General features: G+C 35.4%; 22 protein-coding genes and 1 pseudogene. 14 read left to right on the plus strand and 9 right to left on the minus strand.

What is annotated here, in order from left to right:
* Nucleotides 1-212: 212 nt before the first annotated feature.
* A pseudogene (locus CQZ94_RS14000) lies at nt 213-1,419 on the minus strand (translocation protein TolB).
* 286 nt (nt 1,420-1,705) lie between these two features.
* Here CQZ94_RS14000 and CQZ94_RS14005 point away from each other — a divergent pair.
* From CQZ94_RS14005 to CQZ94_RS14035, 7 genes are all read left to right on the plus strand, one after another.
* Nucleotides 1,706-2,806, plus strand: a complete 1,101-nt coding sequence (locus CQZ94_RS14005; protein ID WP_105585885.1) for an amidohydrolase/deacetylase family metallohydrolase — start codon at nt 1,706-1,708, stop codon at nt 2,804-2,806.
* Nucleotides 2,784-3,887, plus strand: a complete 1,104-nt coding sequence (locus CQZ94_RS14010; protein WP_105585886.1) for a DgaE family pyridoxal phosphate-dependent ammonia lyase — start codon at nt 2,784-2,786, stop codon at nt 3,885-3,887. The genes CQZ94_RS14005 and CQZ94_RS14010 overlap by 23 nt, the downstream gene beginning before the upstream one ends.
* Nucleotide 3,888: 1 nt before the next feature.
* Nucleotides 3,889-4,644 (plus strand): 2-dehydro-3-deoxy-phosphogluconate aldolase, encoded by a 756-nt coding sequence (gene dagF / locus CQZ94_RS14015; protein ID WP_105585887.1) that lies wholly within the window; start codon nt 3,889-3,891, stop codon nt 4,642-4,644.
* On the plus strand, nt 4,637-5,653 hold the full coding sequence (locus CQZ94_RS14020) for a sugar kinase (protein ID WP_105586016.1): 1,017 nt from the start codon (nt 4,637-4,639) through the stop codon (nt 5,651-5,653). The genes dagF and CQZ94_RS14020 overlap by 8 nt, the downstream gene beginning before the upstream one ends.
* An 11-nt stretch (nt 5,654-5,664) precedes the next feature.
* A complete protein-coding gene (locus CQZ94_RS14025) occupies nt 5,665-6,378 on the plus strand; it encodes a GntR family transcriptional regulator (RefSeq protein ID WP_105585888.1) in 714 nt (237 codons plus the stop codon).
* Nucleotides 6,379-6,427: 49 nt separating this feature from the next.
* Nucleotides 6,428-7,753, plus strand: coding sequence for a gluconate permease GntP (gene gntP / locus CQZ94_RS14030; protein ID WP_105585889.1), 1,326 nt, complete (start codon nt 6,428-6,430; stop codon nt 7,751-7,753).
* Between the two features lie 166 nt (nt 7,754-7,919).
* Nucleotides 7,920-8,138 (plus strand): YjcZ family sporulation protein, encoded by a 219-nt coding sequence (locus CQZ94_RS14035; protein ID WP_105585890.1) that lies wholly within the window; start codon nt 7,920-7,922, stop codon nt 8,136-8,138.
* 53 nt (nt 8,139-8,191) lie between these two features.
* Here the strand turns inward: CQZ94_RS14035 and CQZ94_RS14040 are convergent, their stop codons facing one another.
* From CQZ94_RS14040 to CQZ94_RS14065, 6 genes are all read right to left on the minus strand, one after another.
* Nucleotides 8,192-10,168 (minus strand): ABC transporter permease, encoded by a 1,977-nt coding sequence (locus tag CQZ94_RS14040; protein ID WP_105585891.1) that lies wholly within the window; start codon nt 10,166-10,168, stop codon nt 8,192-8,194.
* On the minus strand, nt 10,165-10,917 hold the full coding sequence (locus CQZ94_RS14045; RefSeq protein ID WP_105585892.1) for an ABC transporter ATP-binding protein: 753 nt from the start codon (nt 10,915-10,917) through the stop codon (nt 10,165-10,167). Before CQZ94_RS14045 ends, CQZ94_RS14040 begins: the two co-directional genes overlap by 4 nt.
* 20 nt (nt 10,918-10,937) lie before the next feature.
* Nucleotides 10,938-12,893, minus strand: coding sequence for an FtsX-like permease family protein (locus tag CQZ94_RS14050; RefSeq protein ID WP_105585893.1), 1,956 nt, complete (start codon nt 12,891-12,893; stop codon nt 10,938-10,940).
* A gap of 79 nt (nt 12,894-12,972) precedes the next feature.
* Nucleotides 12,973-14,952: an FtsX-like permease family protein gene (locus CQZ94_RS14055; protein ID WP_105585894.1), complete on the minus strand. Its 1,980-nt coding sequence runs from the start codon at nt 14,950-14,952 to the stop codon at nt 12,973-12,975.
* A 94-nt stretch (nt 14,953-15,046) separates the two neighbouring features.
* On the minus strand, nt 15,047-16,069 hold the full coding sequence (locus CQZ94_RS14060) for a sensor histidine kinase (protein WP_105585895.1): 1,023 nt from the start codon (nt 16,067-16,069) through the stop codon (nt 15,047-15,049).
* A 2-nt stretch (nt 16,070-16,071) separates the two neighbouring features.
* A complete protein-coding gene (locus CQZ94_RS14065) occupies nt 16,072-16,767 on the minus strand; it encodes a response regulator transcription factor (RefSeq protein WP_105585896.1) in 696 nt (231 codons plus the stop codon).
* Nucleotides 16,768-17,183: 416 nt separating this feature from the next.
* On the opposite strand from CQZ94_RS14065, the gene CQZ94_RS14070 reads away from it, so the two are divergent.
* From CQZ94_RS14070 to CQZ94_RS14090, 5 genes are all read left to right on the plus strand, one after another.
* Nucleotides 17,184-17,456 carry an autorepressor SdpR family transcription factor gene (locus CQZ94_RS14070; protein ID WP_002067754.1) on the plus strand — a complete coding sequence of 91 codons (273 nt, stop codon included), beginning with the start codon at nt 17,184-17,186 and terminating at the stop codon, nt 17,454-17,456.
* On the plus strand, nt 17,453-18,091 hold the full coding sequence (locus CQZ94_RS14075) for an SdpI family protein (RefSeq protein WP_105585897.1): 639 nt from the start codon (nt 17,453-17,455) through the stop codon (nt 18,089-18,091). The genes CQZ94_RS14070 and CQZ94_RS14075 overlap by 4 nt, the downstream gene beginning before the upstream one ends.
* A 134-nt stretch (nt 18,092-18,225) precedes the next feature.
* Nucleotides 18,226-18,861: an SdpI family protein gene (locus CQZ94_RS14080; RefSeq protein WP_105585898.1), complete on the plus strand. Its 636-nt coding sequence runs from the start codon at nt 18,226-18,228 to the stop codon at nt 18,859-18,861.
* A gap of 160 nt (nt 18,862-19,021) precedes the next feature.
* Nucleotides 19,022-19,738: an ABC transporter ATP-binding protein gene (locus CQZ94_RS14085; RefSeq protein WP_105585899.1), complete on the plus strand. Its 717-nt coding sequence runs from the start codon at nt 19,022-19,024 to the stop codon at nt 19,736-19,738.
* Nucleotides 19,728-21,302: a putative ABC transporter permease subunit gene (locus tag CQZ94_RS14090; RefSeq protein ID WP_105585900.1), complete on the plus strand. Its 1,575-nt coding sequence runs from the start codon at nt 19,728-19,730 to the stop codon at nt 21,300-21,302. Before CQZ94_RS14085 ends, CQZ94_RS14090 begins: the two co-directional genes overlap by 11 nt.
* Before the next feature lie 217 nt (nt 21,303-21,519).
* On the opposite strand, the gene CQZ94_RS14095 is transcribed toward CQZ94_RS14090, so the two are convergent.
* Nucleotides 21,520-22,392, minus strand: coding sequence for an AraC family transcriptional regulator (locus CQZ94_RS14095; RefSeq protein ID WP_105585901.1), 873 nt, complete (start codon nt 22,390-22,392; stop codon nt 21,520-21,522).
* A 306-nt stretch (nt 22,393-22,698) separates the two neighbouring features.
* On the opposite strand from CQZ94_RS14095, the gene CQZ94_RS14100 reads away from it, so the two are divergent.
* Both CQZ94_RS14100 and CQZ94_RS14105 read left to right on the plus strand, forming a co-directional pair.
* Nucleotides 22,699-23,469, plus strand: a complete 771-nt coding sequence (locus CQZ94_RS14100) for an ABC transporter ATP-binding protein (RefSeq protein ID WP_105585902.1) — start codon at nt 22,699-22,701, stop codon at nt 23,467-23,469.
* A complete protein-coding gene (locus tag CQZ94_RS14105) occupies nt 23,456-25,405 on the plus strand; it encodes an ABC transporter permease (protein WP_105585903.1) in 1,950 nt (649 codons plus the stop codon). Before CQZ94_RS14100 ends, CQZ94_RS14105 begins: the two co-directional genes overlap by 14 nt.
* Before the next feature lie 116 nt (nt 25,406-25,521).
* Here CQZ94_RS14105 and CQZ94_RS14110 read toward each other — a convergent pair whose 3' ends face one another.
* Complete coding sequence (locus CQZ94_RS14110; RefSeq protein ID WP_105585904.1) at nt 25,522-25,809, minus strand: YolD-like family protein; 288 nt, start codon at nt 25,807-25,809, stop codon at nt 25,522-25,524.
* Nucleotides 25,810-26,093: the final 284 nt, after the last annotated feature.

Here is a 26,093-nt window from a genome sequence, read left to right on the forward strand (position 1 = left end):
CTGATTATTAGCCTTCACCAATCGGGCTTTTACGGGCAGCCCGACTCCCACCTCGCATTCGCCGAATTTTGAGGTGGGAGTCTTACTACCCGCAAATAGCGGGATAAAGTTTGATTTTCCCATAATAGGAGAATCAAAATAGAGGAACAGGTACAATTCTTAATAATAGAAAAAGCAATCTTCATAGGAAGAAGATTGTAATTAAAATATTCTCAACGGCTTTCATTCAGAGTGAAAAAAATTGGAGCCTCATCAACATTCTTCAGCCATATATACTCTTGACCATTTAAACCATTCTTCACCCAAACATCACCTTTATATACATTTGTCTTCTTGCGAAACCAAGTAAGATAAGATTCAACAACTTGAGGATCTTCATCAAGTTCATTCTTTTTGGGGAACGAGATTTGTCTTTGTTCTTTTGTTTTTATATTGATAATATAAAGCGTTGTGACCATCGTCGGAACAGGACCTTCCTTCCATTCCTTGTTCTCTTTTGCACGAGCCACAATCACTTTGTCTGGTGAGAACCATTCCAAATCAAGGTCTACATAACCTACAGGTGTGTATTCCTTTTGTTGCGTTAATGTTATTATGTCTGCAACTGTGAATTTTTTGTTTTCTACAAAAAATCTTCCTTCTCCTGAAATATAGGCCAGTTGATTGGCTGATGGAGCCCACTTCATCCAGTCTTTGAACCCTAGCATTTTACCAATCGCTTGAAAGTGCTCTCCTTTTGATGAGATTGCACATAACGTATTGCTATCCATTGACAAGGAAGCGGTAGGGGTGGCTAAAAAACTAATCCACTTTCCATCAGAACTCCACTTAAAATAGTTAGCATTAATCGAAAATAAATCATTTTCATTTGTTTGAATCGTATAAAAAGGTTTCACTTTATTTGTAGCAAGACTTGCATCTACTGGAATTCTATAAAGTGGGATTGGTCCCCATCCAGTAGGACGCAAGCAGGATTGTGAGGAAACGATAAATTCCTTCCCATTCGGGAACCATTCGAAATCACTAACCCCAAGTGATACATTTTCAAAACCTTGCGGGCGACCATTCTTTGTTTTTGTAATGTTTAATAAACCTTGATCGGTGTAGGCTAATTGATTTTTGTTTGGTGACCACTTAAAGTCAGATGTTACGACCCTCACATAAGGCTGATAGCTTATTTTCTCCTTAGTATCATAAATGAATAGATTAGATTTTTCCGCCTGTTCATCACTATCAATATAACCAATAAACCTACCATCATAAGACCATTTCGGAGAATACACATATTGATTCTTTGTGATTTGTATTTCTTGATTACCCTTTTTAATCCATAGCCGTGAGTGGTGGGGTCTCTGCGCTAACCATCGTTGATAAATGAAAACTGATTAAGATTATAAATAATAAAATCCGAAATCCCAAGAACATCCCTCCTACATATAGGCTGTCCGGATATTTAATGAAAATTCTCCAAGATGCTCATTTCAATTTATAATATTCTAAGTGTTCTTCCACAAAATTGTCCTTTAGTGGAACGACTTTATTTCAAATTCACATTAGAGGAGGAAGTAACGTACAATTAAACATTATAACGTTATATTTACTTCTCCCTTTTTTTGTGTTACGCTAAACGTGTAAAAGAGATATAAAATGAAACTTTAATGTAAGCGTATTCTTATGGCTTCTTATAGAAAAGGGTGGAAATACAATGACAGAACGATTCGTGCTACGTAATGTGAAGCGTGTGAACGGGGAAGAGGTTGACATTGTAGTTGAAAATAATAAAATCGCTGAGGTGACGAAAGCTGGTGCTGGCGTGGGTGGAGAGGTTCTTGATTACTCAGGTACTTACGTATCGAGTGGCTGGATTGATTTGCACGTTCATGCTTTTCCAGAGTTTGATCCGTATGGCGATGAGGTGGATGAAATTGGCGTTAAGCAAGGGGTAACGACAATTGTTGATGCGGGTAGCTGCGGGGCTGATCGTATTACAGATTTAGTATTAAGTAGAGAGCAGGCAAAAACGAATTTATTTGCCTTTTTAAATATTTCTCGCATCGGTTTGAAACGAATTGATGAATTATCCAATATGGAATGGATAGATAAAGAGAAAGTGATAGAAGCAGTAGAAAAGTATAAAGATGTAATCGTTGGATTAAAAGCGAGAATGAGTAAAAGTGTCGTTTGTGATAGTGGAATTGAACCGCTTCATGTTGCACGCTCTTTATCTCGCGAAACATCATTACCGATTATGGTACATATCGGATCAGCACCTCCGCGTATAGAGGAAGTTGTACCACTTTTAGAAAAAGGTGATGTGATTACACATTACTTAAACGGGAAAGAAAATAATTTATTTGATGAAGAAGGAAAACCGCTACCTGTATTACTAGATGCAGTGAAACGCGGTGTGCATTTAGATGTTGGTCACGGTAATGCTAGTTTTTCTTTTAAAGTAGCAGAGGCAGCGAAGCGTCACGGCATTGCCTTTAATACAATTAGTACAGATATTTACCGGAAGAATCGTATACATGGTCCAGTTTACAGTATGGCTAACGTTCTTTCGAAATTCCTTTACTTAGGTTACACACTTGAAGAAGTGATTGATGCGGTTACGAAAAATGCAGCAGAATGGATAAAAAAACCAGAGCTTGGCCGCATTCAAGAAGGGGATATTGCAAACTTAACTTTGTTTACGGTTAAAGATGAACCGATTACGTTAATTGATTCAGAAGGGGATCAGCGCATTGCTGAAAGAAGAATTGATACGAAAGGGGTTGTAATTAATGGGTCATTCATTGAATGCTAAGTACGGATTAAAAAGAGTTATTAATGCGAGCGGTAGAATGAGTATTTTAGGTGTATCGGCTCCTACAGATACAGTCATGGATGCGATGAAGCATGGTGGACAAAATTATGTGGAAATTGCCGATTTAGTAGATAAAGCGGGGGACCATATTGCGAGAATTCTAGATTCAGAGGCGGCAGTTGTTGTGAATTCAGCATCGAGCGGAATTGCGCTTTCTATCGCAGCACTTGTGACAGAAGGAAATCGCCGCAAAAGTGAAAGACTTCATCAAGAAGTCATCGCGAAAAATGAAGTGATTATGTTAAAAGGTCATAACGTTCAATACGGTGCTCCTGTTGAAACGATGATTTATTTAGGCGGAGGTAAGCTCGTTGAAGTAGGTTACGCAAATGAAGGGAAAGCAGAACATATTGAAGATGCGATTGGTGAAAATACAGCTGCGATTCTTTATGTAAAATCACATCATGCAGTGCAAAAAAATATGATTTCTGTTGAAGAAGCATGGGAAGTAGCGCAGCGAAATAATGTGCCACTTATCGTCGATGCGGCAGCTGAAGAAGATATTCAAAAATATGTGAAGTATTCAGACCTTGCAATTTATAGCGGTTCAAAGGCAATTGAAGGACCTACTTCTGGTATCGTTGGCGGTAAACGAAAATATATTGAATGGCTGAAAGTGCAATTACATTGCATCGGAAGAAGTATGAAAGTTGGGAAAGAGACGACTTTTGGCTTACTTCAAGCGCTTGATGAATACGGAGTAAAAGAAGATAAGAGCCAGCAAGAAAAAGAGTTGTTACAAGTACTTATGCCGCTGAAGGAATTAAACGGTGTAAATGTAACGATCGTTCAAGATGAAGCAGGAAGAGCGATCTTTAGAGCACGTATTCAAATTAACGAGAAAGAGTTAAATAAAACAGCAAAAGATGTTGTGACCGCGTTACGCGAAGGGGACATCGCAATTTACACACGTGATTATGGAGTAAGACAAGGATTCTTTGATATTGATCCACGTCCACTTCAAGGTGATGATATACATGTTATTGAAGAAAAAATGAGAGAAATTGTAGGGGGAAACTAAAATGACAAACATTCAAAAACGTTTTTATAAAGGCCGCGTAGCATTAAATGTATTAGCGAACAATATCGAGAATGCGAAAGACATTTTCGAAGCAGCAGAAGGTTATGTAGTAGTCGGTGTGTTATCAAAAGATTATCCGACAGTAGAAGAAGCAGTTACAGCGATGAAAGCATACGGAAAAGAAATTGATGACGCTGTATCAATCGGACTAGGTGCTGGAGATAATCGTCAAGCGGCGGTTGTAGCTGAAATTGCGAAGCATTATCCTGGTAGTCATATTAGCCAAGTGTTCCCTTCAGTTGGAGCAACGCGCGCAAATCTTGGCGGGAAAGATAGCTGGATTAATAGTTTAGTATCCCCTACAGGAAAAGTAGGTTACGTAAATATTTCTACTGGCCCAATTAGTGCGGCTGGGGAAGAACAAGCAATCGTTCCAATTAAAACAGCGATCGCACTTGTACGTGATATGGGCGGAAATTCATTGAAATACTTCCCGATGAAAGGTTTAGCTCATGAAGAAGAGTATCGCGTGGTTGCGAAAGCTTGTGCTGAAGAAGGATTCGCACTAGAGCCAACAGGCGGAATTGATAAAGAGAACTTTGAAACAATTGTACGTATTGCGTTAGAGGCAAATGTAGAACAAGTTATCCCGCACGTATACTCTTCTATTATTGATAAAGAAACTGGTAATACGAAAGTAGAAGATGTTCGTGAATTATTAGCAGTAGTGAAGAACTTAGTTGATCAATATGCGTAAGAAAATTGCAGCGTTCGGCGAAGTAATGATGCGCCTGCAAGTGCCGGGATATGAATTGCTATCGCAAGCAAACACATTAAATTACTCATTTTCTAGTACAGGTGTGAATGTTGCAGCAGCACTTTCACATCTAGGGCATGAAGGATTTCTTATTTCAACTTTACCGGAAAATTCAGTTGGAGATGCTGCGGTATCGCATATTCAAAAATTAGGCATTCAGGCACCGTTTATTTCAAGAGGCGGTAAATATGTTGGCATGTACTTTTTAGAAAATGGATTTGGGGCACGTGCAAGCCGCGTTACATATTCGAATCGACTAGAAAGTAGTTTCAATACGGCATCTGAAGAGATGTATCAATTTGAAGAAATCGCAAAGGAAATTGATATCGTTCATTTTTGCGGTATTACACTTGCGATGAATGATACTGTTCGTCATCATATGAAATCTTTAGCGAAAGCGGTAAAGGAAAACGGAGGTACTGTTGTTTTTGATTGCAACTATCGTCCATCGCTTTGGGGAGAAGAGGGGTATGAACAGGCGAAACCGCATTATGAAGAAATGCTGGGGCTAGCCGATATTGTAATGATGAATGAAAAAGATGCGATGTTTGTTCTTGGAATGAAAACAGAAGAGACTGAGCGGGAAGCACAGCTTGTCGATCTTATTCCAAAAGTCGCTGAAATATATAATATTGCTACAATTGCTGGTACACATCGTTCTATTAACGGTGATAATACACATTCGCTTCGCGGATTCATATGTAAAGATGGAACGTTCACTTTTGCAAAAACACTTACGTTTTCTGTATATGATAGAATAGGTGCTGGAGATGCTTATACGAGCGGAATTATTCATGGCGAGATAGAAGAGTTTGCACCAGAGAAAGCTGTTTCATTTGCGTCAGCAGCTGGAATGCTTGCGCATACAATCGTCGGTGATACGCCAATGTCATCAGAGAAAGATATACTTCGGGCAATGACGGCATCAGTAGGTGATGTAGAAAGGTAGAGGGTGTAACGGTGAACGTAACGAGAAAAAGAGGTCCATTATATTTACAAATTAAAAATATTATTCGTGATCGAATATTACATGGTGTTTATGCCATTCATACAAATATTCCTTCTGAACCACAATTAGAAGAAGAGTTCAAAGTGAGTAAAATTACAGTGCGAAACGCAATTAAAGAACTCGTTCAAGAAGGATATTTAGAAAAGAAAAGTGGTAAAGGAACGAGGGTCATCCGTAATACTTCTGCCACAAAGCTTTCAAAAGGGAAGAAATTTACAGAAGTGTTAGTGGAAGAAGGATATAAAGTACAAAAGAAATTGTTAAAGGCAGAAGTAGTTCATAATGAAGAAGGAACAGTGCCATTTCGATTATTCGGTAAAGAGAGTTTTCGTATTGAGCGTCTATATGCTTTAAATGATACTCCGTACATTCATTATACGCACTATTTCTCAGCACAAATGGCAAGTACAGACTTATCGGACTTTGACTTACAATCGCTTTATGATCTAGTCGAGGACCGTGGTATACATTTAGAAAACTTCAGAGATGAATTCGCTGTTGGATTTGCGCCTAATTTCGTTGCAGAAGCATTAGGAGAAAAAGAGGGAACAGCATTATTAAAACGTATGCGTTATTCTTACGATGAAGTAGGCGAAGTAATTGAATATAGTGAAGGCTACTACAATACGGAAATGCAGCATTATGTAGTTAATTATGACGTATAAAAAAGAGGGGATATTCCCTCTTTTTTTATAAAAGTAAGGGGAATGAGATATGGATATATACTTATTAATCGTCACGTTAATTGCAATCGCAATTGTTATTTTAGGAGTATCGTGGTGGAAATGGCATGCGTTTATTAGTTTAACGGTTGCTAGTCTATTTTTAGCTATCATGTCTGGATTGAACTTGGCCAAAATTGTTACTGCCTATGAAACTGGTGTTGGAAGTGTACTAGGGCATTTAGTTGGTATTTTAGCTCTCGGTACGATTTTGGGTAAAATGATGTCTGATTCAGGGGCTGGCATGCAAGTAGCAGATTTCTTCATTCGATTCTTCGGGGTGAAAAAATTACCTTGGGCAATGTTATTTGCTGGATTTGTAATCGGGATTCCAGTGTTTTTTGAAGTAGGGATCGTCATCTTATTACCACTCGTTATTTCTATTCGAAAAACAACGAAGCAAAATATATTATTAATTGCTTTGCCTGTTATTGCGGGATTATCCATAGTACATGGACTTGTGCCGCCGCATCCAGGTGCGATGACAGCAATCGGTATTTATAATGCGAATTTAGGGAAGGTACTATTGTATTCATTAATTATCGCGTTACCAACAGCAATTATCGCAGGGCCGGTATTTGCAAAGTGGGTACATAAGCGAGTTATACCTGAAAATGAACCAGAACTTGTTCGTGTTAGAACAGTATCTACCGATTTACCAAGTCGTAAAGCTTCATTCTTTATCATTTTATTACCAGTAGTCTTAATGATTTTATCAGTAGTCGCACCATATATTTCATTACCGAAAAAAATGACGGAATTTTTAATCTTTATTGGAAGCCCAGTGATTGCTTTACTTATTTCATGTTTCGCAGCATTTTATTTATTAGGTATACGACAAGGTATTGATAAAAAGATGATTAAAAAATTAACAGATGAAAGTTTATTACCGGTCGGTTCAATTATTTTAATTATCGGTGCAGGTGGTGGATTTAAACAAATATTAATTGAAAGCGGTGTCGGAACAGCAATCGCTCAAATGGCAGAGCATATTTCATTATCACCAATTGTATTAGCTTTCATGGTAGCTGGATTAATTAGAATTGCAACAGGATCAGCCACAGTAGCATTAACGACAGCAGCAGGAATTGTTTCACCGGTTATCCAGCACATGTCTGGTGTGAATTTAGAATTGCTCGTTATAGCGACGGGGGCTGGTTCATTAATGTTTTCTCACGTAAATGATGCAGGGTTCTGGCTTGTAAAAGAGTATTTAGGTTTGACGGTGAAGGAAACGTTTAAAACGTGGACGGTACTGGAGACATTGTTATCATTTATTGCATTCGGCTTTGCTCTTTTATTAAATATGTTTCTTTAGAAGATACCTTAACAGGTATCTTTTTTTTGCAGCCCTTTTCACGAAACAAGCCCGTTTTTAGGAATGCCAAGCTTCCTATTTGCCCTGAAAACATACTATAAATGGAATCCCCTCATTTAGAACAAGAAGAACTTGTTATGAATGATACTAAAGGAGGAATAGAATAATGGGCGAAAAGTGTGAACACAGACATGATGATTGCGACCGCAGACATGATGATTTCGATCGCAGACGTGGCTGCGGAGGCGGTTTTGCGCTTCTAATCGTATTGTTTATTTTATTAATCATTATCGGTGCTAGCTGCTTCGGCGGAGGCGGCGGTTGTGGCGGTTATGGTGGCGGTTATGGTGGTTATGGCGGCGGCTATGGTGGATACTGCTGCTAATTATTAAAAACTATTGAAAATGGCCTTGTGCGTATTGCACAAGGCCATTTTATTCATGTTCTAATATGCTGTGATAATTTATTAATGTACAGGGAGCGGATTAAGAAGAAGAAAATGATCTCGATAATCCCGAATAAAGTGAGGATGATTAATAACTCTTTTAGTAAAGAGAAAGCGAACATGCTTTGTAAAAACTTAACCGCAAATAATGTGTGAACACCAGCAACGATATAAGGAACGAAAAATAAAATTCCTAATTGAATCGTTGCAGAGCGAAACATTTCTGATTCTGTTAAACCGAGTTTTGTAATCGTAATGTACTTTTGTTTTTCAGAAGTTAAGTCGTTATACATACGGAAGTATAAAACACTAGCTGCACCAATGAAGAAAATAAAGCCGAGAAATGCCCAAATAAAGAATTGAGCAACCGCATTTTCTTTACTGTGAACGAGTTCATCTGTAGCTGTATGAATATAAAACGGTTTGATAAAACCTTCTTCATCCTTATGTGCTTCATACAAGTTGTTTGCATCATGATCTAAGCTTTTTAATATATTTTTTGTGGGGACAATTGCATTTTCCCAATTTTCCACGAAGTAGTTATAAACTGTAATTGTTTCAATATGAGGAATCATATTTTCAATCACACTATCTTGCATAACGATTAAATGAGGTAATGCAAAGGATGGTTCGATTCCTTTATTAATAAAGCCTTTAATATGAAATTTCTTTTTATTAGAGCCAAGTGTAATAGTGTCCTGCTTCGCAAATGGGTTTGACACGAGATTTAATAACTCTGGCGAATAGTGAGAAATAATATAAACTTGTGTAGAATCGAGAGTGATTTCTGCCCTATTTAATTGTTTAGCTAATGCGTTATAATCACTCATTTTCATAATGGCAATTGACTCTTTTAAAGCTGTATCTTTTAAAACGGTAAATTTATATTTGTTATATTGAAAATTAGCATTTGTAAGTTCAGTTTCAATAGTAGTAATATGTTTTTGTTCAAATGCATTATCACCTTCTGAAGTATAGGTGAATGGTATTGGATATCGTTCTAATATCGATGCTTTCGTATGGTTATTTGCAGCAAATAACCCGATAATGATTGTAAATGCAAGTGCAGATAGCATAGAAACGATAAAGAGTACATTAATATTACTACGGGTACGAGCAACTAAATCTGAAATCCATAACATATTTATTTGTTTCAGATAAAACTTTCTTCGCTGTTTTAAAATGTAGATAAAGAGAAGAAATGTTTGTGAAAAGAAAAAATATGTTCCGACTACTACGAGCGGTAAAATAGATAACATAATAAAGACTACAGAGCCATTTTGTACATTTTTTTCTGTTACGTAGCCTTGTGGATAACCGGCAATATAATAACATAGTCCTAAACAAGTTAAAGCGAATATCGAAATGAGTATAGATGGTTTTTTTTCGTTCTTTTCTTTTTTGGTCCCCTTAATGAGCTGCGTTGTTTTACGAGTACGAATAAATATGGGTGTAAACGTAGAAACAATTAAAAATAAAATGATAAAGGTAACGGTTGTAACGATAATCGCTTCTGTTGGCCAATATAAATAAAGGCCTTTCGCACTTGTCAATTTCGAAGTGACTAATAAGAAAAAATTAGAAAATACAAGCCCACCTTGAATACCGATAAAGATAGACAATATCCCGATTATCATGTTTTCGGTAAATAAAAGTCTTTTTAGTTGTCTCTGTGAGATACCAAGAATAGTGAGTATCCCGAATTGTTGCTTTCGTACATTTAAAAATGTTCCGATTGAATATAAGAGAAAGAAGAACGAGAACAGAACGATAACAAACTGTGCTGTACTAGCTAAATTCATTAGAGGATCCCGTTCTTGAAAGCTTTGTACATTGTGTAAGCGCGGGTGATATGCATATACAGTAAATGAAAAGAAAACCATAATGGAAAATGCACTGCTTACAAAATAAGCGAAATATGCTTTAGAATTACGCGTGACATTTTTAAATGCAAATTGCCAAAACGTCATCCACGTCTTCCTCCTAATAATGCTAAAACATCTAATATTTCTTGATAAAATTTCTCGCGATATAGTCCGCGGTGCAGTTCATTGTAAAGTCCACCATCTTTAATGAAGATGACGCGGTTACAATAACTAGCTGCAAACGGATCGTGAGTAACCATTAAAATCGTTGCATCCTCTTCTTTATTTAACTTCGTAAATAACTCCATTACATCAATTGCCGCTTTCGAATCTAAGTTTCCTGTCGGTTCATCCGCAAGTAGAAGTGACGGATTATGAATAACAGCACGTGCTACCGCGGTACGTTGTGCTTGTCCTCCAGAAACTTCAAAAATACGCTTGTCCAAAATATGATCAATTCCAAGTTTTGTTGAGATGTTATCGAGTTTTTCGTCCATTTCTTTCAAAGGGACATTATCTAACGTTAAAGGTAGTACGATATTTTCACCGATTGTCAGTGTATCTAGTAGGTTAAAGTTTTGGAAAACAAATCCTAACTCTTGGCGACGGAAAATAGCAAGCTTCTCTCTGCGGAACGTGTGCGGTTGTTTTCCGTTAATAATGACTTCACCAGAAGTAGGTGAATCAATTGTAGAGATAACGTTTAAAAATGTAGATTTTCCGCTTCCAGAAGGTCCCATAATCGCAACGAATTCACCTTTATCTACGTGTAAATTTATATTTTTTAAAGCAGTATGAGGGACTTTTCCTTCATACACTTTTGAGACGTTTTTTATGTGTAATACTTCTTCCATAATAATCACCTTTCTATTCGTTAAAACTTAATATGTTGTGATAATTTTTGCATATAAAAGGAACGAATTAAAAGGAAAAAGAGAATTTCAACCGTTCCAAAGATTACAAGTACAACTGTAATCTCAGCGAATAATGAGAGATTTAATATTTCTTGCAACATCTTTGTCGCAAACATCGTATGGATGGATGCCATAATGTAAGGAACAAAGAATAAGATAGCAAGTTGGATTGTAGCGGACTGTTTCATCTCAGTTTCTGTTAAACCGATTTTTGTAATCGTTATATACTTTTCCTGCTCATTTGTTAAATCTGTATACATACGGAAGTAAAGAACGCTGCCAGCACCGATAAAGAAAATGACACCTAGGAAAGTACCGATTAAGAAGAACGAAGCGACATTTAGTTTTGTTTTGTATAGAGAATCGCTCGCTTCACTTGCATGGAAAGGTGGGTGTTCTGCTTGGATAGCTTCATTATCTTTATTAATTTTTGTTGTAAATGCTGAACCAATGTCATGTGCTTTTTCCCAATCGTTCACTTTGAAACTATATACACTCATCTGTTTTGAAACGTTTGATAATGCTTCTACATTTTCATCAGATAATACGACTAACTGTGATATTAAGCTATTTGGGAACGGGTTATAACTTTTATATTCTTTTATTTGTAACTGTAAAGAATTTTGGTTCAGCGTAAGAGTATTTTTTGCTTTTTGATCATGAATGGTTCCAATAACTTGACTGTCTAAATCTTTAATAAGGATATAAGATTCATTATTTTTTACGTTGAGATGTTCCCAGTTTAATGCATTAGCCAGTATGTTGTAGTCAATTTGTTTAATTGCATAATAGAGCTGCGGGCTTTCTTCCGCCGAAGATACTTCATATATATCTGTTTTAAATTTCTTATAAGTAAACTGCTCTTCGTTAAATTTTTGTTCTAACCAATTTAAATGTTCATCGGCTAACGTATTTTCAGTATGTGATAAATAAGTAAAAGGGAAAGGGTTTTGCCTTATTTCATCAAACTTTGTGAATTTCCCAAACCCATATAAGAATGTAATCATTGTGAAAGCGAGCGTTGATAACATCGTCACAATGAAGAGCATGTTAATATTTGTCCGAATACGAGTTGCTAAATCAGAAATCCAAAGCATATTAATACGTTTCATATAAAACTTTCTTCGCGCTTTTAATATACGAATGAGTAAGAAGCTAATTTGTGAGAAGAAAAAATATGTCCCAGCTGCAGCAAGTGATGGAATGACAAATATACTGGCGGCGGCGTATAAAAGTCCAGCGATATCTCCTAGTGACATAAAATATAGCGGATTCGCTGATAAAGCATATCCCGATATTAAACATGTCGCGCCAAAGAGAGAGATGAGTACAGATGCTTTTCTTTCTTTTTGTTTTTCACCTTCTTGCAAAAGTCGTACAGCTTTTCTCGTACGGATTAGCATCGGTGTAAAGGAAGATACGAGAATAAAGAGTCCGAAAAAGATTATTATTGTTAAAATAATAGCACTTGTAGGCCAGTATAAATATAGACCAGGTACATGTGTGATTTTGGCGGTAACTAATAGAAAGAACTGTGAAAAGACAAGGCCAAATTGAATGCCAAAAAATATGGAAAGGACACCAATTAACATGTTTTCTAGAAATACAAGCCTCTTTAACTGCTTTTGAGATATGCCAAGTACTGTTAAAATCCCAAACTGTTTTTTTCGTACCTTTAAAAAGGTACCGATCGAATATAGTAAAAAGAAAAATGAAAAGAATACAATGACAACTTCTGAAATTGTCATTAATATGTTCAGAGCATAATTAACGTCTGTCATATGCAATTTAGGATGAAATAAATAAACTGCAAATGAGAAAAAAATTGCAATGGAAAACGCACTGCTTACAAAATAGGCGAAATAAGCTCTGGCGTTCCGCGTCACGTTTTTAAATGCAAACTGCCAAAATGTCATTCACCTAAACCTCCTAATAGAGTTAACGTGAAAGGAGTATGGGGAGAGGTTCCCTCATACTCTTTTCATCAAGTTTGTTTTAAATATTTTGCCCATTAGTATACTGTGATAATTTTTGCATATAAAGCGAACGAATGAATAAGAAAAATACGATTTCAACGACTCCAAAAATAATAAGAACAGTTGCAATTTCAGTAAACAATGATAAACCAATTACATCTTGTAGCATCTTTGTTGCAAACATTGTATGAATGGATGCCATAATGTACGGAACGAAAAATAAAATACTAAGTTGAATGGTTGCAGAGCGTCTCATTTCTGCATCTGTTACGCCAATTTTTGAAATCGTTATATACTTCTCTTGTTCGTTCGTTAAATCGGTATACATTCTAAAGTAAAGAACGCTACCAGCTCCAATGAAGAAGATAACCCCTAAGAATGTCCCAATTAGGAAGTATGCAGCACTTCCTGATGTGATTTTATATAATAAGCCTGCTGATTCATAGGAGCGTATAAGAGGCCCTTCGTACTGGAATTCTTGTCGATCCTTTTGTACTTTTCGTATAAACTCATCAGCAATTTCATACGTTTTTTCCCAGTTTTGTACTTTATAATTGTACGCTGATACATGCTTTATTGTACTTGGTAAGCTGTTTACAACAGCGTCCGGTAAAATTAAAGTTTGATATGAAAAGTCAGATGGAATGGCTCCTGCTTGTTCATAGCCCTTTACTTGTAATATCGTATTTGTGCTAGAAAGTGTAATGGATTTTCTATTGTAGCTTGGCTCAAACTCGCTGAATAAGGTGAAATAAGCGCTACCGCTTAAGACATATGCTTCGTTATCGCTCATGAATAGTTGTTTCATTCGCAGGGCAGCTGCAAGTTTATTATAGTCACTTTGTTTCATTGCATATATGTCATTATAAGCTGTTATACCTTCATCTTCTTTCAGTGGTGTTTCATATAAATCAGCCTTTATCTTTTTATAAGAGAAATTTTCCTTTTGTAACTGCTGTTCAAGCCAAGTTAAATGCTCGTTGACAAAAGGATTTGCGTCATATGAAAAATAAGAAAATGGAAAAGGTGAACTTCTCGTAACCTCTAGCTTTGTAAACTTTCCAAATCCATATAGAAATGTAATCATTGTGAAGGCGATTGTAGATAGCATCGCTACAATAAAAAGCATATTGATATTCGTTCGAATACGGCTTGCTAAATCCGAAATCCAAAGCATATTAATCTGTTTCATATAAAACGTTCTTCTTTTCTTTAAAATATAAATAAGTAAGAAACTAATTTGAGAAAAGAAAAAATATGTCCCAATTGTAACAAGTGTTGGAATCACGAAAATACTTGAAACCATATATATAACGCCTACTTGCGGGTTTATTGAGAAGAAATATTTAGGATTTGCAGCTAACGCATAACCACCTAATAAACAGATTGCACCAAATAAAGAGATAAATATGGATGGTTTTCTTTCTTTTTGTTTTCCGCCATTTGTTTTTAAAAGATGTACCGCTTTTTTTGTACGAATAAGCATTGGTGTGAATGCAGATACAATGATAAAAAGACTAAGAAAAACGATGGTCGTTAAAATGATCGCGTTAGTAGGCCCGTATAAATATATACCTGGTACGTGCGTAATTTTCGCTGTCACTAATAAGAAAAATTGCGAAAAAACAAACCCAAACTGCATGCCGAAAAAGATAGATAAAATACCAATTAACATATTTTCCGTAAAAACGAGACGATGTAATTGCTTTTTCGATATACCTAAAATGGCTAAAATCCCAAATTGTTTTTTTCGAACTTTTAAAAACGATCCGATTGAATATAGTAAAAAGAAGAAAGAGAACAGTACAATGACAACTTCTGAAAAAATCATTAATCCTGAAATTTCAGAGATCATACTGAAATTTTGTAATTTCGGATGAAATAAATAAACAGCAAACGAAAAGAAAACAGCAATGGAAAAGGCACTGCTTAAAAAATAGGCAAAATAAGCTCTTGAGTTGCGCGTTACATTTTTAAATGCAAATTGCCAAAATGTCATAATATGTACCTCCCGTTAGAAGGCCAATATGCAGTTTTATTGCAAAAAATGTATGAGAGTATATTCTCATACATTTTGCTAGCATATGTTATGGTCATGCTTTGGTCACCTTCTCTGTATTTTCTGCTTGATTATTTGCAGCGTTGTGGAAGATGATTTTAATCGTCGTTCCTTTACCAACTTCAGAGTCTAGTTTCACAGAATGACCTAAATAATCACAAATTTTACTTACGATATAAAGTCCCATACCAGTAGATTCTCCGAATGTACGACCATTTTTCCCAGTGTAAAATGGTTCAAATACTCTTCGAACATCTTCTTGCGGAATACCGACGCCTTCATCACGAACTTCTAAAATAATATCTTTTCCATTTCGATAAGCTGATAAGAAAACTTTCTTTCCGCGTTCACCAGAATACCGAACAGCATTTGTCATTAACTGATAAATGATGAACTTTAGCCATTTCGCATCAGAAGTAACTTTTAAATCTGAATGAACTTCTAAAACAGGGAAGACCCCGTTTCGAATGAATAGTTCTTTTAATCCGTTAATATTTTTTGTTACAGTATCTTTTAATGAAATCGTCTCAACATGGAAATCTTCATGGAAATTATTCAACCTTGCCATGTATAAAGCCATATCGAGTCCTTGATTTAGTCGCTCTAACTCTTTTTTAAATTGCGGGATTAAATGTTCATCTTCCATTTCAAGCACCATAAGTTGCATAACAGAAACGGGCGTTTTCATTTGATGTACCCAATGGTTAATAAATAATTGGTGTTCTTGTTGTTTTACTTCGAATGTTTGTAGGTCTTTTTGGAATAGACGATATTGCGTACGAACGAGCTCGTTTACACCGTGGGGCATAGGAGCAGTCGCTCTTTCAATAAACGCATCTTCCATTTTCTCTGGTGGTTCACTTAATCTGTGGTACATTCTACGATTACGAACGTAACGATAAGCGAGGAAACAGATGAATAAGTAAAGACTTAAAACGATGAAGTAAAATTTATTATTTTGAAATCCGTCTACTGCATCATAGAGAACGAAAATAATTCCGAAGTTTAATACATATAGTAGAAAAAATGCAAAATGATCACGTAAAAATAGCTTCATGCTTATTCACTCCAAGTTGCGTTAAAACGATACCCAAGTCCACGTACTGTTTCAATAGAGTTCTCAATACCAAGCTCATTAAACTTTTTACGAAGACGCGTGATGTTTACGTTTAATGTATTTTCTTCAACGAAGCTCTCATCATCCCAAAGGGCAGCTAATAAATCTTCACGGCTTGCTGTACGAGGGAATTTAGATAATAGCATTTCCGCTAAAATTGCCTCTTTCTTTGTTAAAAGAACTTGCTCAGATTCAAAATGAATTTCTGGACGCTCAGGGAATAATTTAAGCCCTTCTACTTCAACGATACGCTCAGAAATATTTGGTGCATAATCACCGTAAATACGGCGTAATTGACCTTTAATTTTTGCCATTACAACGTCGTAGTGGAACGGTTTCGTAATATAATCGTCCGCACCGCTTTCAATCGCCATAATTTGCTCCATTTCACCTGCACGTGCCGAAATGAAAATAATTGGACAAGTAGATTCATGGCGAATTTGACGGCACCAGTAGAATCCATCAAATTTCGGTAAGTTTACATCAAGTAAAACAAGGTGTGGTTTCACAGCGTTAAATGATTCCATAATATCATCAAAGTTTTCAGTAACAACAGCGTCGTAACCGTACTTTTGAATGTGAGATTGCAGTAATGATGAAATATTTGGATCGTCTTCAACGATTAAGATTTTGTACATATGTATATTCCTCCTCAAAAAAACAATTGTAGCTATAGTGTACCATGTGTTTCTCGTCTTTTCATTATGTTGAAATGAGAGCTATATAAATATAAAAATTTAAAAGACGACATAGAACTTGTCTTTTTAGGGGAGAGAGAGGATCCAGTCATGCATAGAAGCGGTCAGAGCCTTTTTCTGCCCAGTACGAAGTAAAAACAAAGAAATCAAATGAATAGGCTTTCCTTTTTTGTTATACATAGTATAGCTGTGGCGTATTTATATGACGAAAGATTAAACAGGATTTATATAGTAAACAGTATAGGTCAAAAGTGGAAAAAGTAAAAAGGGCCTCATAGATAATTGACAATTGACTGAAATCATTTTAACATTTAGATAAATATCTAAATGTCTAATTAGTGGAAGGAAGAAAGACATTGAATCAAGCATTTAAAGCATTAGCAGATCCAACAAGGCGAAAAATTTTAGATTTATTAAAAGAGGGTGATTTAACTGCCGGTGAAATTGCCGAACAATTCAATATGACGAAGCCAAGTATTTCACATCATTTAAGTGCGCTTAAAAATGCTGAACTTATTCAAGATGAAAAGAAAGGACAATTCGTTGTGTATTCTTTAAACACAACTGTCTTTCAAGATTTATTGACTTGGGTGTTTACGTTTACGAATAAGGGGGAAGAGGGGAAATGAGGAAGCATGTATTTCCGTTATTATTAATTGCTTTAACGATTATTGTATGGTGCATCGCATGGCCATATTTACCAGAAGAGGTTCCGAGTCATTGGAACGTTGCTGGTGAGGTAGATGGGCATATGTCAAAAATGGGAATGATGATTTTTGATATAGCAATTATGGTTTTCATATATGCATTATTGACTGTATTGCCTATGATAGATCCGAAGCATGGGAATTATGATAAGTTTTCTAAAGGATATAAGGTAATGAATTATAGCGTACTATTCGTATTATTTTTAGTAAATATCATTGGAATTGGAGCTGGATTAGGTTATCAAGTTCTGATGAATAGTACACCGTATATTATTGTTGGTCTTTTATTTATAGTCATTGGAAACTATTTACCACAGTGCAAACCAAATTACTTTGTAGGCATAAAAACCCCTTGGACGTTAAGTAACGAAGAAGTGTGGAGAAAGACACACCGTTTTAGCGGAAAAGTGTTTGTTGTATTAGGGGTTGTTATGATGTTAAGTAGTTTTGCACCGGTGGCATGGAAATCTTTCTTGGTGATTGGCATTATTATCGGTGCAGTAGGACTAACGATGGGTTATTCTTATGTTGCTTATAAGAAAGAGATAGGGTCTTAATAGAAAAATATAAAATTTATGGTGGGTGGAGTGATATTAATATATACCTTCATATCAGCAATAAAAGCATATGTTATTTATAACAAAGAACTAGCATAGAACGAGTGAATTAAAAACAGGGGAGTGCAGGAAAGATGAAGAAACATCTTTTTGCAATTATATTAATTGTTACAACTTGTGTAGCGTGGGCGTTTGCTTGGCCACATTTGCCAGATACAATCGCGACACATTGGAGTGGCGGTAAGGTAGATGGCTATTCTTCTAAATTTTACGGAATGATTTCTATGGTTGGAATTATGATTGTGCTATATATATTTCTAAATGTAATACCAAAGATTGATCCAAGGAAAGCAAATTACGAGAAATTTTCTAAAGCTTTTATGATGATGAATAACGGGATACTATTGCTACTATTTGTAGGGAATATAGATATTATTACAAGTGGATTAGGATATAACTTATTCATTAATCGGGTGCCAGAATTATTAGTTGGTATTTTATTTTTAGTAATGGGGAATTATTTACCGCAGTGTAAGCCTAACTTTTTCGTTGGGATGCGTAATCCGTGGACGTTAAGTAATGAAGAAGTATGGCGGAAAACGCATCGATTTAGCGGAAAAGTATTTGTGGCTTTAGGAATTATTATGATTATAAGTGTTTTCGCTCCAGCTGATTGGAGATCTTATATGATGCTTGGGATTATAGTAGTTGCTGTCCTCATAACGAATTTATATTCTTACATTTTATATAAAAAAGAAATGCAATTGTGAGCAATAAGGGATTGAACTACACTATTCAAATTTTATATTTATAGTTTCTATGTGTTAAGAGGTTCTAATACTCAGTGGGGATAACGAAAAAGCTCACTGAGTAAATTTTTTGTTATCAGGTCTGAAAATTCAGTCAAAAATATAGTTTGGGGGAAATAACATGTTAGAAATTATAAATTTTAGCAAGACATACAAAGGTGGAAAAAAAGCAGTAGATCATTTAAATATTACTGTTCAAGCAGGAGATATCTTTGGATTTATCGGGCACAACGGTGCGGGGAAAAGTACAACAATTAAGTCGTTAGTAGGAGTTATAGATTTTGAAGAGGGTGAAATTTTTGTTGATGGTCATTCAGTAAAAAAGGATCCGATTGCATGTAAGAGAGTAATGGCGTATATTCCCGATAATCCAGATTTGTATGAGCAATTAACAGGAATTCAATATTTGAACTTTGTTGCGGATGTTTTTAAGGTGTCTGCAAAAGATCGGGAAAAGGAGATACAAAAGTATGGAGATGCTTTTGAGATTACACCGCACTTGGGAGATTTAATATCTTCTTATTCACATGGTATGAAACAAAAAGTGGCGATTATATCAGCGGTTTTGCATAAACCGAAATTATTAGTTTTAGATGAACCTTTCGTTGGTCTTGATCCAAAGGCTGCTGTAGTATTGAAAGGGATTATGAAAGAGCTTTGTGAAAAGGGAAGTGCGATTTTCTTTTCTACTCATGTTTTAGATGTGGCGGAGAAGTTATGTAATAAAATAGCGATGATTAATAGAGGGAAATTAGCACTTTCAGGGGAAGTGAATTCTTTAATAAAGGAAGGCTCATTGGAAGAGCTCTTTATGAAGGAGCTTGCTAATGAATATTAGTAGTCTAGGTCTTTTAAAAATCCGCTTGATAACACAGCTTGGTTTAAATACTTTTAAATACGAAAAAGATAAAAAGAAGAAGCAGAATAAGATTTTGCTGTCAGTGTCTATTGCCTTGGTGGGTGTCATGTTAATGCTATATTGTGGTGCCTCAGCATATGGATTGGTGAAACTAGGAATAAGTGAAATTATCCCAGTTTATGCACTAGTTATTAGCAGTGTATTGACGTTGTTTTTCACTATATTTAAGGCAAATGGAGAAATTTTTGCTTTTAAGGACTACGATCTTTTAATGTCATTACCGATTCGTGTAAGTACTGTTATTACAAGCAGATTTTTGTATTTATATTTGCTGAATACGATATTTTCAATCATAATTATGCTACCAATGGGAGTTGTTTATGGCATACATGAGAAACCATCAATTTCTTTTTACTTTATGTGGTTCATCAGTATGTTTATAGCATCTTTAATTCCAACAACAATCGCAGCGATCTTTGGAGCTATGATTACGGCAATCGCTTCTAAATTTAAAAATACGAATAAAATAACTACGATTTTAAGTTTTATAGTAATTATTACATTCGGCTTCTTTATGCTAAAAAACGGAAATGCTCAATATAGCCTTAATGATATGAATGGGATTGGTGCAATTGTTTCAGAGCAACTAACTAAAGTGTATCCATTAGCTAACATGTTTCAAAAAGCAATTGTTAATGCTGATATTGTAGCTTTCATCCTATTCGTTGGGATATCGGTTATTTGGTATTATCTTTTTGTAAAAATACTTTCGTTCAAATATAAGCAAATAAACACAGAGATTACCGCTTATCATATGCTTTCAAATTATGAGATTAATAGTATGAGAAAAGAAAGTGTATTAGTCGCGTTGTATAAAAAAGAACTGAAACGTTTCTTTTCTTCTACAGTGTATGTCATAAATAGTGGAATGGGAGTTGTGATGGCAATAGCTTTCGCGCTAGCTATAGTTGTAGTAGGACCAAGTCAATTAATAGCGTATCCTGGAATTGAGACCCTGTTGCAAAAGATTGCACCATTTGCTATTGCAGCAGCGATTTCGATGACGTGTACAACATGTGTGTCATTGTCTTTAGAAGGAAAAAATGTATGGATTATTAAGTCATTGCCTATAGCGCCAAAGATGATTTATGACAGTAAAATTCTTATGAATCTTTCATTAAGTATACCTGCATCACTTATCAGTGCCGTATTACTCATAATAGGGTTAAAACTAGATGTTTGGAGTTCTCTTTTAATCGTCATAACACCGATAACATATTCATTATTTTCGGCAGTATGGGGGATATTTATTAATAATCGATTTGGTTATTATGATTGGGTATCAGAAACTCAAGTAGTAAAACAAAGTGTAGGATCGTTTGTTGGTATGTTTGGTGGCTTAATTATGGCTGTTATACCAGCCTTATTAATCGGTACTGCTACGATTTCGAGCTACAGAGCATTTACTTTTGGAGTTGTTATAGTGCTAGTGATTATTACTATTTTCTTGTATAAGAACGAGTCGAGAAGAAGTATAAAATAAAGTGAAACTTTAATCAGTGGGGGTTTTGTCCATCCCCCACTGATTATTAGCCCTCACCAATCGGGCGTTTACGGGCAGTTATCTCCCACCTAACTTCCTCGCATTTGCTGAATTTTGAGGTGGGAGTTTTACTGCCCACAAATAGCGGGATAAGAAGCTGCTTTTCTTGTAAAGAGGAAGAGCAGCTTCTTATTTTGAAACAGTTTAGACCCTTATATTACTTTTTCAAAACAGGTACCCATATCTCGCTTCTGAAATTCGGCGAGGATACGTCTTTACTTTCATTCCATAAAATTTCTGGTCCTTCTGCTAATTCATAGTTTGAAGAAGGAAACCATTCGGAATAAATACGTCCCCACACATTTTGTAATGCATCAGGAAATGGACCGACTGCTTCAAATATAGCCCACGTTGAAGCTGCGACTGCAAGTTGTTTGAATTGCTCCGGACAATCTTTCGTTGTGGCTACCCCAATATAGTGATCGAGTTCGCCTTTTTCCTCCATTCTTCCTTCAGAAAAATTAGTTGAAGCACTAATAATTCCTGTAGGTTCAATGTTTGAAAGGGACTTTAATGTTTCGATTGATTGGCTGTCTAAACCTTTCCACATAGAAGCAATTTCTTCATTTACACCAGTAAAAACAATCGGTACTCGTTTTTGTATACCAATGATTCGAAATGGATCTTTTTCTTCAATTCGATAGTTCATTTCAGTTCCTCCTTGAATGGATAGTTGGAAGGTCATCGGTGAATAAGCTTTCAAAGAATGACTACTATTCCGAGCTTCTGAAGGTGTTATGCCGTGCAAATTTTGAAATGCACGAGCAAATGAATCTGGTGAATTGTAGCCATATTTTATAGCGACATCAATGACTTTTATATTGCTGTTTTTTAGTTCAAAGGCAGCGAGAGTAAGGCGTCTACAGCGAATATATTCTGATAGTGATATGCCAGCTAAAAAAGAAAACATTCTTTTGAAATGATATTCGGAGCAGAAAGCTATTTTTGCGACTTCTTTAAAATTAATTTCGTGTGTAAGGTTGTCTTCAATATAGCGCATTGCCGCATTCATGTTTTTAAGTGAATCCATTATATGACCTCCTCTGTACATAGAATAGCAGGAATGAAATAGCTCCATCCGACATTTCATGCACAACTTTGTAGGGTGCATTTTTAACCTTACAAAAATGTAATGTTCCTGTAAGGAGAATGAATGGATGGTATGATATCCCAATGCTATAGTAACAAAGTACTTTCATTCATTAGGTTAAATTTTGATTCCTCTGCTTATGTGCCTTACGTAACTGTCATGTTTGTGTAAGAAACATCGATAGTGGCAAGAGTAGAGAGTGTATATAGTTGAAAATAGAGAATAGAAGAAATGAGGGATGTCGAGATGAAAACAGTGTTAGAAGCAAAAAATATAAAAAAAGTGTATGACACAGGTGGTAATAAATTTGAAGCGTTAAAAGGCATTAACTTACAAGTAAAAGAAGGTGAGTTCGTTGGAATTATGGGACCTTCTGGTTCTGGTAAGACGACTCTTTTAAATGTTCTTTCTACAATTGATAATGCGACGAACGGTGAAATTTTAATTGATGGAAAAGATATCGTGAAGATGAATGATGATAAGCTAGCTTTGTTCCGCCGCGATCATTTAGGTTTCATTTTCCAAGATTATAACTTATTAGATACGTTAACGGTGAAAGAAAATATTGCGCTACCTCTTGCGTTATCAAAGGTGAAAGCGAGTGAGATTGATCGCCGCGTTCTTGAAATATCAAAGAAATTCGGCATTGATCATATTTTAAGCCAGTTCCCATATCAAGTATCTGGTGGGCAGAAGCAGCGCTGCGCAGCATCGCGTGCGATTGTTACAAGTCCTAGTATGATATTTGGGGACGAGCCGACTGGAGCACTTGATTCTAAATCAGCGACAGATTTATTAGAAAGTATGAAGTCGTTAAATGAATATGATAACTCTACAATTTTAATGGTAACGCACGATGCATTTGCGGCGAGTTATTGTAAACGAGTTATTTTCATTAAAGATGGTGAGTTATATAAAGAATTGCACCGAGGTGAATTAACGCGTAAACAGTTCTTCCAAAAAGTCGTTGATGTGATGTCTTCCATTTCTGGAGGTATGGCTGATGACCTTATCTAGCATTGCCCTCCGCAACATACAGCGGAACTTTAAAGACTACTTTGTATATTTTGCATCTATGATATTTAGCATCGTCATTTATTTTACATTTAAGGCGTTGCAGTATAATTCACAAATGGAAAAAGCTGCGGAAGCTTCTAAAAAAATTAGCGGTGCATTTCAAGTTTCAAGTGTCATGCTAATTATCTTCGTAGCGGTGTTCATTATATATTCGAACGGTTTCTTTACAAGAAAACGTAAAAAAGAAGTTGGGCTATATTCGTTACTCGGTATTCGAAAAAGACAGATCGGTAAAATGCTCTTTTATGAAAATATGTTAATGGGATTAATGTCTTTAATTATTGGGATTGCGATTGGTAGCGTCCTTTCAAAACTATTCCTTGAACTACTAGTAAGTATGATGGGGTTAAATTTAAATGTTCATTTTGAAGTACCGATGGCTGCAATTGTTGATACAGCAATTATTTTCTTTGTGATTATATTGTATACATCACTTCAAGGATATCGTTTAATTTATCGCTTCAAGTTAATTGAGCTTTTCCGCGCAGAACGTGAAGGGGAAGCAATGCCAAAAGGATCTGTAATTATGGCGTTAATTTCAATTTTCTTAATTGGTTCAGGTTATTTCTTAGCGTTAATGTTTATGAAGGCAGTTAAGTATGCAGACTTTATGGCAGTTGCACTTTATATTTTACTTGCGACAGTATTAGGTACGTACTTACTATTTATGTTCTTTACAGTATTCGTATTAAAACGAGCAAGAAATAATAAATCATCGTTTTATAACGGTATGAATATGGTAACGACGTCACAGTTACTATATCGTATTAAAGGAAATGCAAAGTCACTTGCGACAATTTCTATTTTAAGTGCAGTAACATTAACAGCAGTTGGTACGTCAGTTACGATGTATTACAACACATTTACGCAATCAAAAGAAGTGGCGCCATACAGTTATTCTTATGAGAAAAAAGATGCAGAACTAGATAAGAAAGTAAATGCGATTTTTGCTGAAGAGAAAGAGAATCATCCTGTTAAAGATCAATTTGAAGTTGAGATGGTTCCTGTAAAAGGAAAGTTTGAAGGAGATAAAGTTGATTTCATCCTTAATATGAACTACAGTATCTCAGAGAAATATCAATTTATGTCTCAATCTGAATTTAATAAACTTGCTAAAAAAATCGATGCAGAAACAGTGAATGTAGCTGCTGGTGAAGCATTTATATATGATAGTTCTTATATTGAAGGGCATGAGTTTAGTCCTCAGTATAAAGGAAGTAAAGCGGTATTCCAAATTGGAAATGAAACGAAGAAATTAACGATTCAAGGTGCAAATAATAATGCAATTACGAACTTAGGTGAACTAGTTGTTGTCGTTCCAGATGAAATGTATGAACAAGCGAAGCAAGCATTTGGAACACGTATTGTAAAAAATATCGATGTAAAAGATGAAAGAAACAGTAAAGTGTTAACTGAAAAATTAACAAAAGTGATGCCAGCTGGTGAATCAGAAATGGTACCACCATTTAGAGACTTCTACACTGGTTTCCATATGGGGCTTGAAGGAACTGGACTAATGATGTTCATCGGAATGTTCTTAGGACTTGTATTCTTACTAGCAACAGGTTCTATCATTTACTTTAAACAATTAACAGAAGCAAATGCGGATCGTGAGCGTTATGTTGTACTTCACAAAGTAGGGGTCACAAAACAAGAAATGAAAAAAGCTATTGCAAAACAAGTAAGCTTTATCTTTGCGATTCCGTTAGTAATCGGAATTTTACACAGCTTGTTTGCATTAAAAGGTTTAGGGAACATACTACCATTTGAAATTATGATTCCGCTCCTAATTAGTATCGGGGTATACGGTGTCATTTATATCGGATATTACTTCTTAACAGTTCGCTCTTATTATAAGATTGTGAACGCGAAATAATAGGCAATAGCTGTAAGAGAATAGAAACTAGAAAAATAGCCATTTACCTGATTTTTTATGAGGTGGATGGCTATTTTTTATTTTGCAATATTAGTACTACTAAGAGGAGGACAGAATTAACGTGCATCTATTATGTCAATAAAATTAAAATTATGTTTACGGTCAAAGGTATCTATGCATATTATAGAGCGCTTCAAAGGGTTTATTTCAATTACAGCCATACAACTTGTAGGAAAATAATCATCTTTATAATAAGTAATCAATATTTCTTTTTCTGAAATGTATGAGCGTAATAGATGATCTTCAATCCGCTCTCTATCATCGTATGGTGATACTTTTCGGTCGGCAGGTTGTTTAGACATAATAGTCAGTTGCATCGATTTTGTAATATTAGTACTACTCATGCTTTCTATTCTCCTAACAATATGTTTTCTATATCTTTCTGACTTAGGAAGTTATTAGTTAATCACTATGGAAGTAGCTATTATCAATAATTCAAGCGCCACATTGTATAAACATCCTATTTTAGATTTAACATGCATATAGCGAAGAAATTATGGATTAGTTGAAAGACTAATTTGCTTAGTACTAAAAAATTACCAAATTCACTAACTTATTTATAGTAATTTATTTGTCATTTTTGTACTTTTTTGAATGTGGTTAAAAATTTATTAAAATCAATTTGGAT

This window comes from Bacillus sp. MYb209, from assembly GCF_002975175.1.
Lineage (GTDB): Bacteria > Bacillota > Bacilli > Bacillales > Bacillaceae_G > Bacillus_A.

What these genes read in the sequence shown, in the direction of transcription:
- CQZ94_RS14005 (WP_105585885.1), top strand. Translation starts at nt 1,706, where the DNA reads ATGACAGAACGATTCGTGCTACGTAATGTGAAGCGTGTGAACGGGGAA.
- CQZ94_RS14010 (WP_105585886.1), top strand. Translation starts at nt 2,784, where the DNA reads ATGGGTCATTCATTGAATGCTAAGTACGGATTAAAAAGAGTTATTAAT.
- dagF (WP_105585887.1), top strand. Translation starts at nt 3,889, where the DNA reads ATGACAAACATTCAAAAACGTTTTTATAAAGGCCGCGTAGCATTAAAT.
- CQZ94_RS14020 (WP_105586016.1), top strand. Translation starts at nt 4,637, where the DNA reads ATGCGTAAGAAAATTGCAGCGTTCGGCGAAGTAATGATGCGCCTGCAA.
- gntP (WP_105585889.1), top strand. Translation starts at nt 6,428, where the DNA reads ATGGATATATACTTATTAATCGTCACGTTAATTGCAATCGCAATTGTT.
- CQZ94_RS14035 (WP_105585890.1), top strand. Translation starts at nt 7,920, where the DNA reads ATGGGCGAAAAGTGTGAACACAGACATGATGATTGCGACCGCAGACAT.
- CQZ94_RS14040 (WP_105585891.1), bottom strand. Translation starts at nt 10,168, where the DNA reads ATGACGTTTTGGCAATTTGCATTTAAAAATGTCACGCGTAATTCTAAA.
- CQZ94_RS14045 (WP_105585892.1), bottom strand. Translation starts at nt 10,917, where the DNA reads ATGGAAGAAGTATTACACATAAAAAACGTCTCAAAAGTGTATGAAGGA.
- CQZ94_RS14050 (WP_105585893.1), bottom strand. Translation starts at nt 12,893, where the DNA reads ATGACATTTTGGCAGTTTGCATTTAAAAACGTGACGCGGAACGCCAGA.
- CQZ94_RS14055 (WP_105585894.1), bottom strand. Translation starts at nt 14,952, where the DNA reads ATGACATTTTGGCAATTTGCATTTAAAAATGTAACGCGCAACTCAAGA.
- CQZ94_RS14060 (WP_105585895.1), bottom strand. Translation starts at nt 16,069, where the DNA reads ATGAAGCTATTTTTACGTGATCATTTTGCATTTTTTCTACTATATGTA.
- CQZ94_RS14065 (WP_105585896.1), bottom strand. Translation starts at nt 16,767, where the DNA reads ATGTACAAAATCTTAATCGTTGAAGACGATCCAAATATTTCATCATTA.
- CQZ94_RS14075 (WP_105585897.1), top strand. Translation starts at nt 17,453, where the DNA reads ATGAGGAAGCATGTATTTCCGTTATTATTAATTGCTTTAACGATTATT.
- CQZ94_RS14080 (WP_105585898.1), top strand. Translation starts at nt 18,226, where the DNA reads ATGAAGAAACATCTTTTTGCAATTATATTAATTGTTACAACTTGTGTA.
- CQZ94_RS14085 (WP_105585899.1), top strand. Translation starts at nt 19,022, where the DNA reads ATGTTAGAAATTATAAATTTTAGCAAGACATACAAAGGTGGAAAAAAA.
- CQZ94_RS14090 (WP_105585900.1), top strand. Translation starts at nt 19,728, where the DNA reads ATGAATATTAGTAGTCTAGGTCTTTTAAAAATCCGCTTGATAACACAG.
- CQZ94_RS14095 (WP_105585901.1), bottom strand. Translation starts at nt 22,392, where the DNA reads ATGGATTCACTTAAAAACATGAATGCGGCAATGCGCTATATTGAAGAC.
- CQZ94_RS14100 (WP_105585902.1), top strand. Translation starts at nt 22,699, where the DNA reads ATGAAAACAGTGTTAGAAGCAAAAAATATAAAAAAAGTGTATGACACA.
- CQZ94_RS14105 (WP_105585903.1), top strand. Translation starts at nt 23,456, where the DNA reads ATGACCTTATCTAGCATTGCCCTCCGCAACATACAGCGGAACTTTAAA.
- CQZ94_RS14110 (WP_105585904.1), bottom strand. Translation starts at nt 25,809, where the DNA reads ATGAGTAGTACTAATATTACAAAATCGATGCAACTGACTATTATGTCT.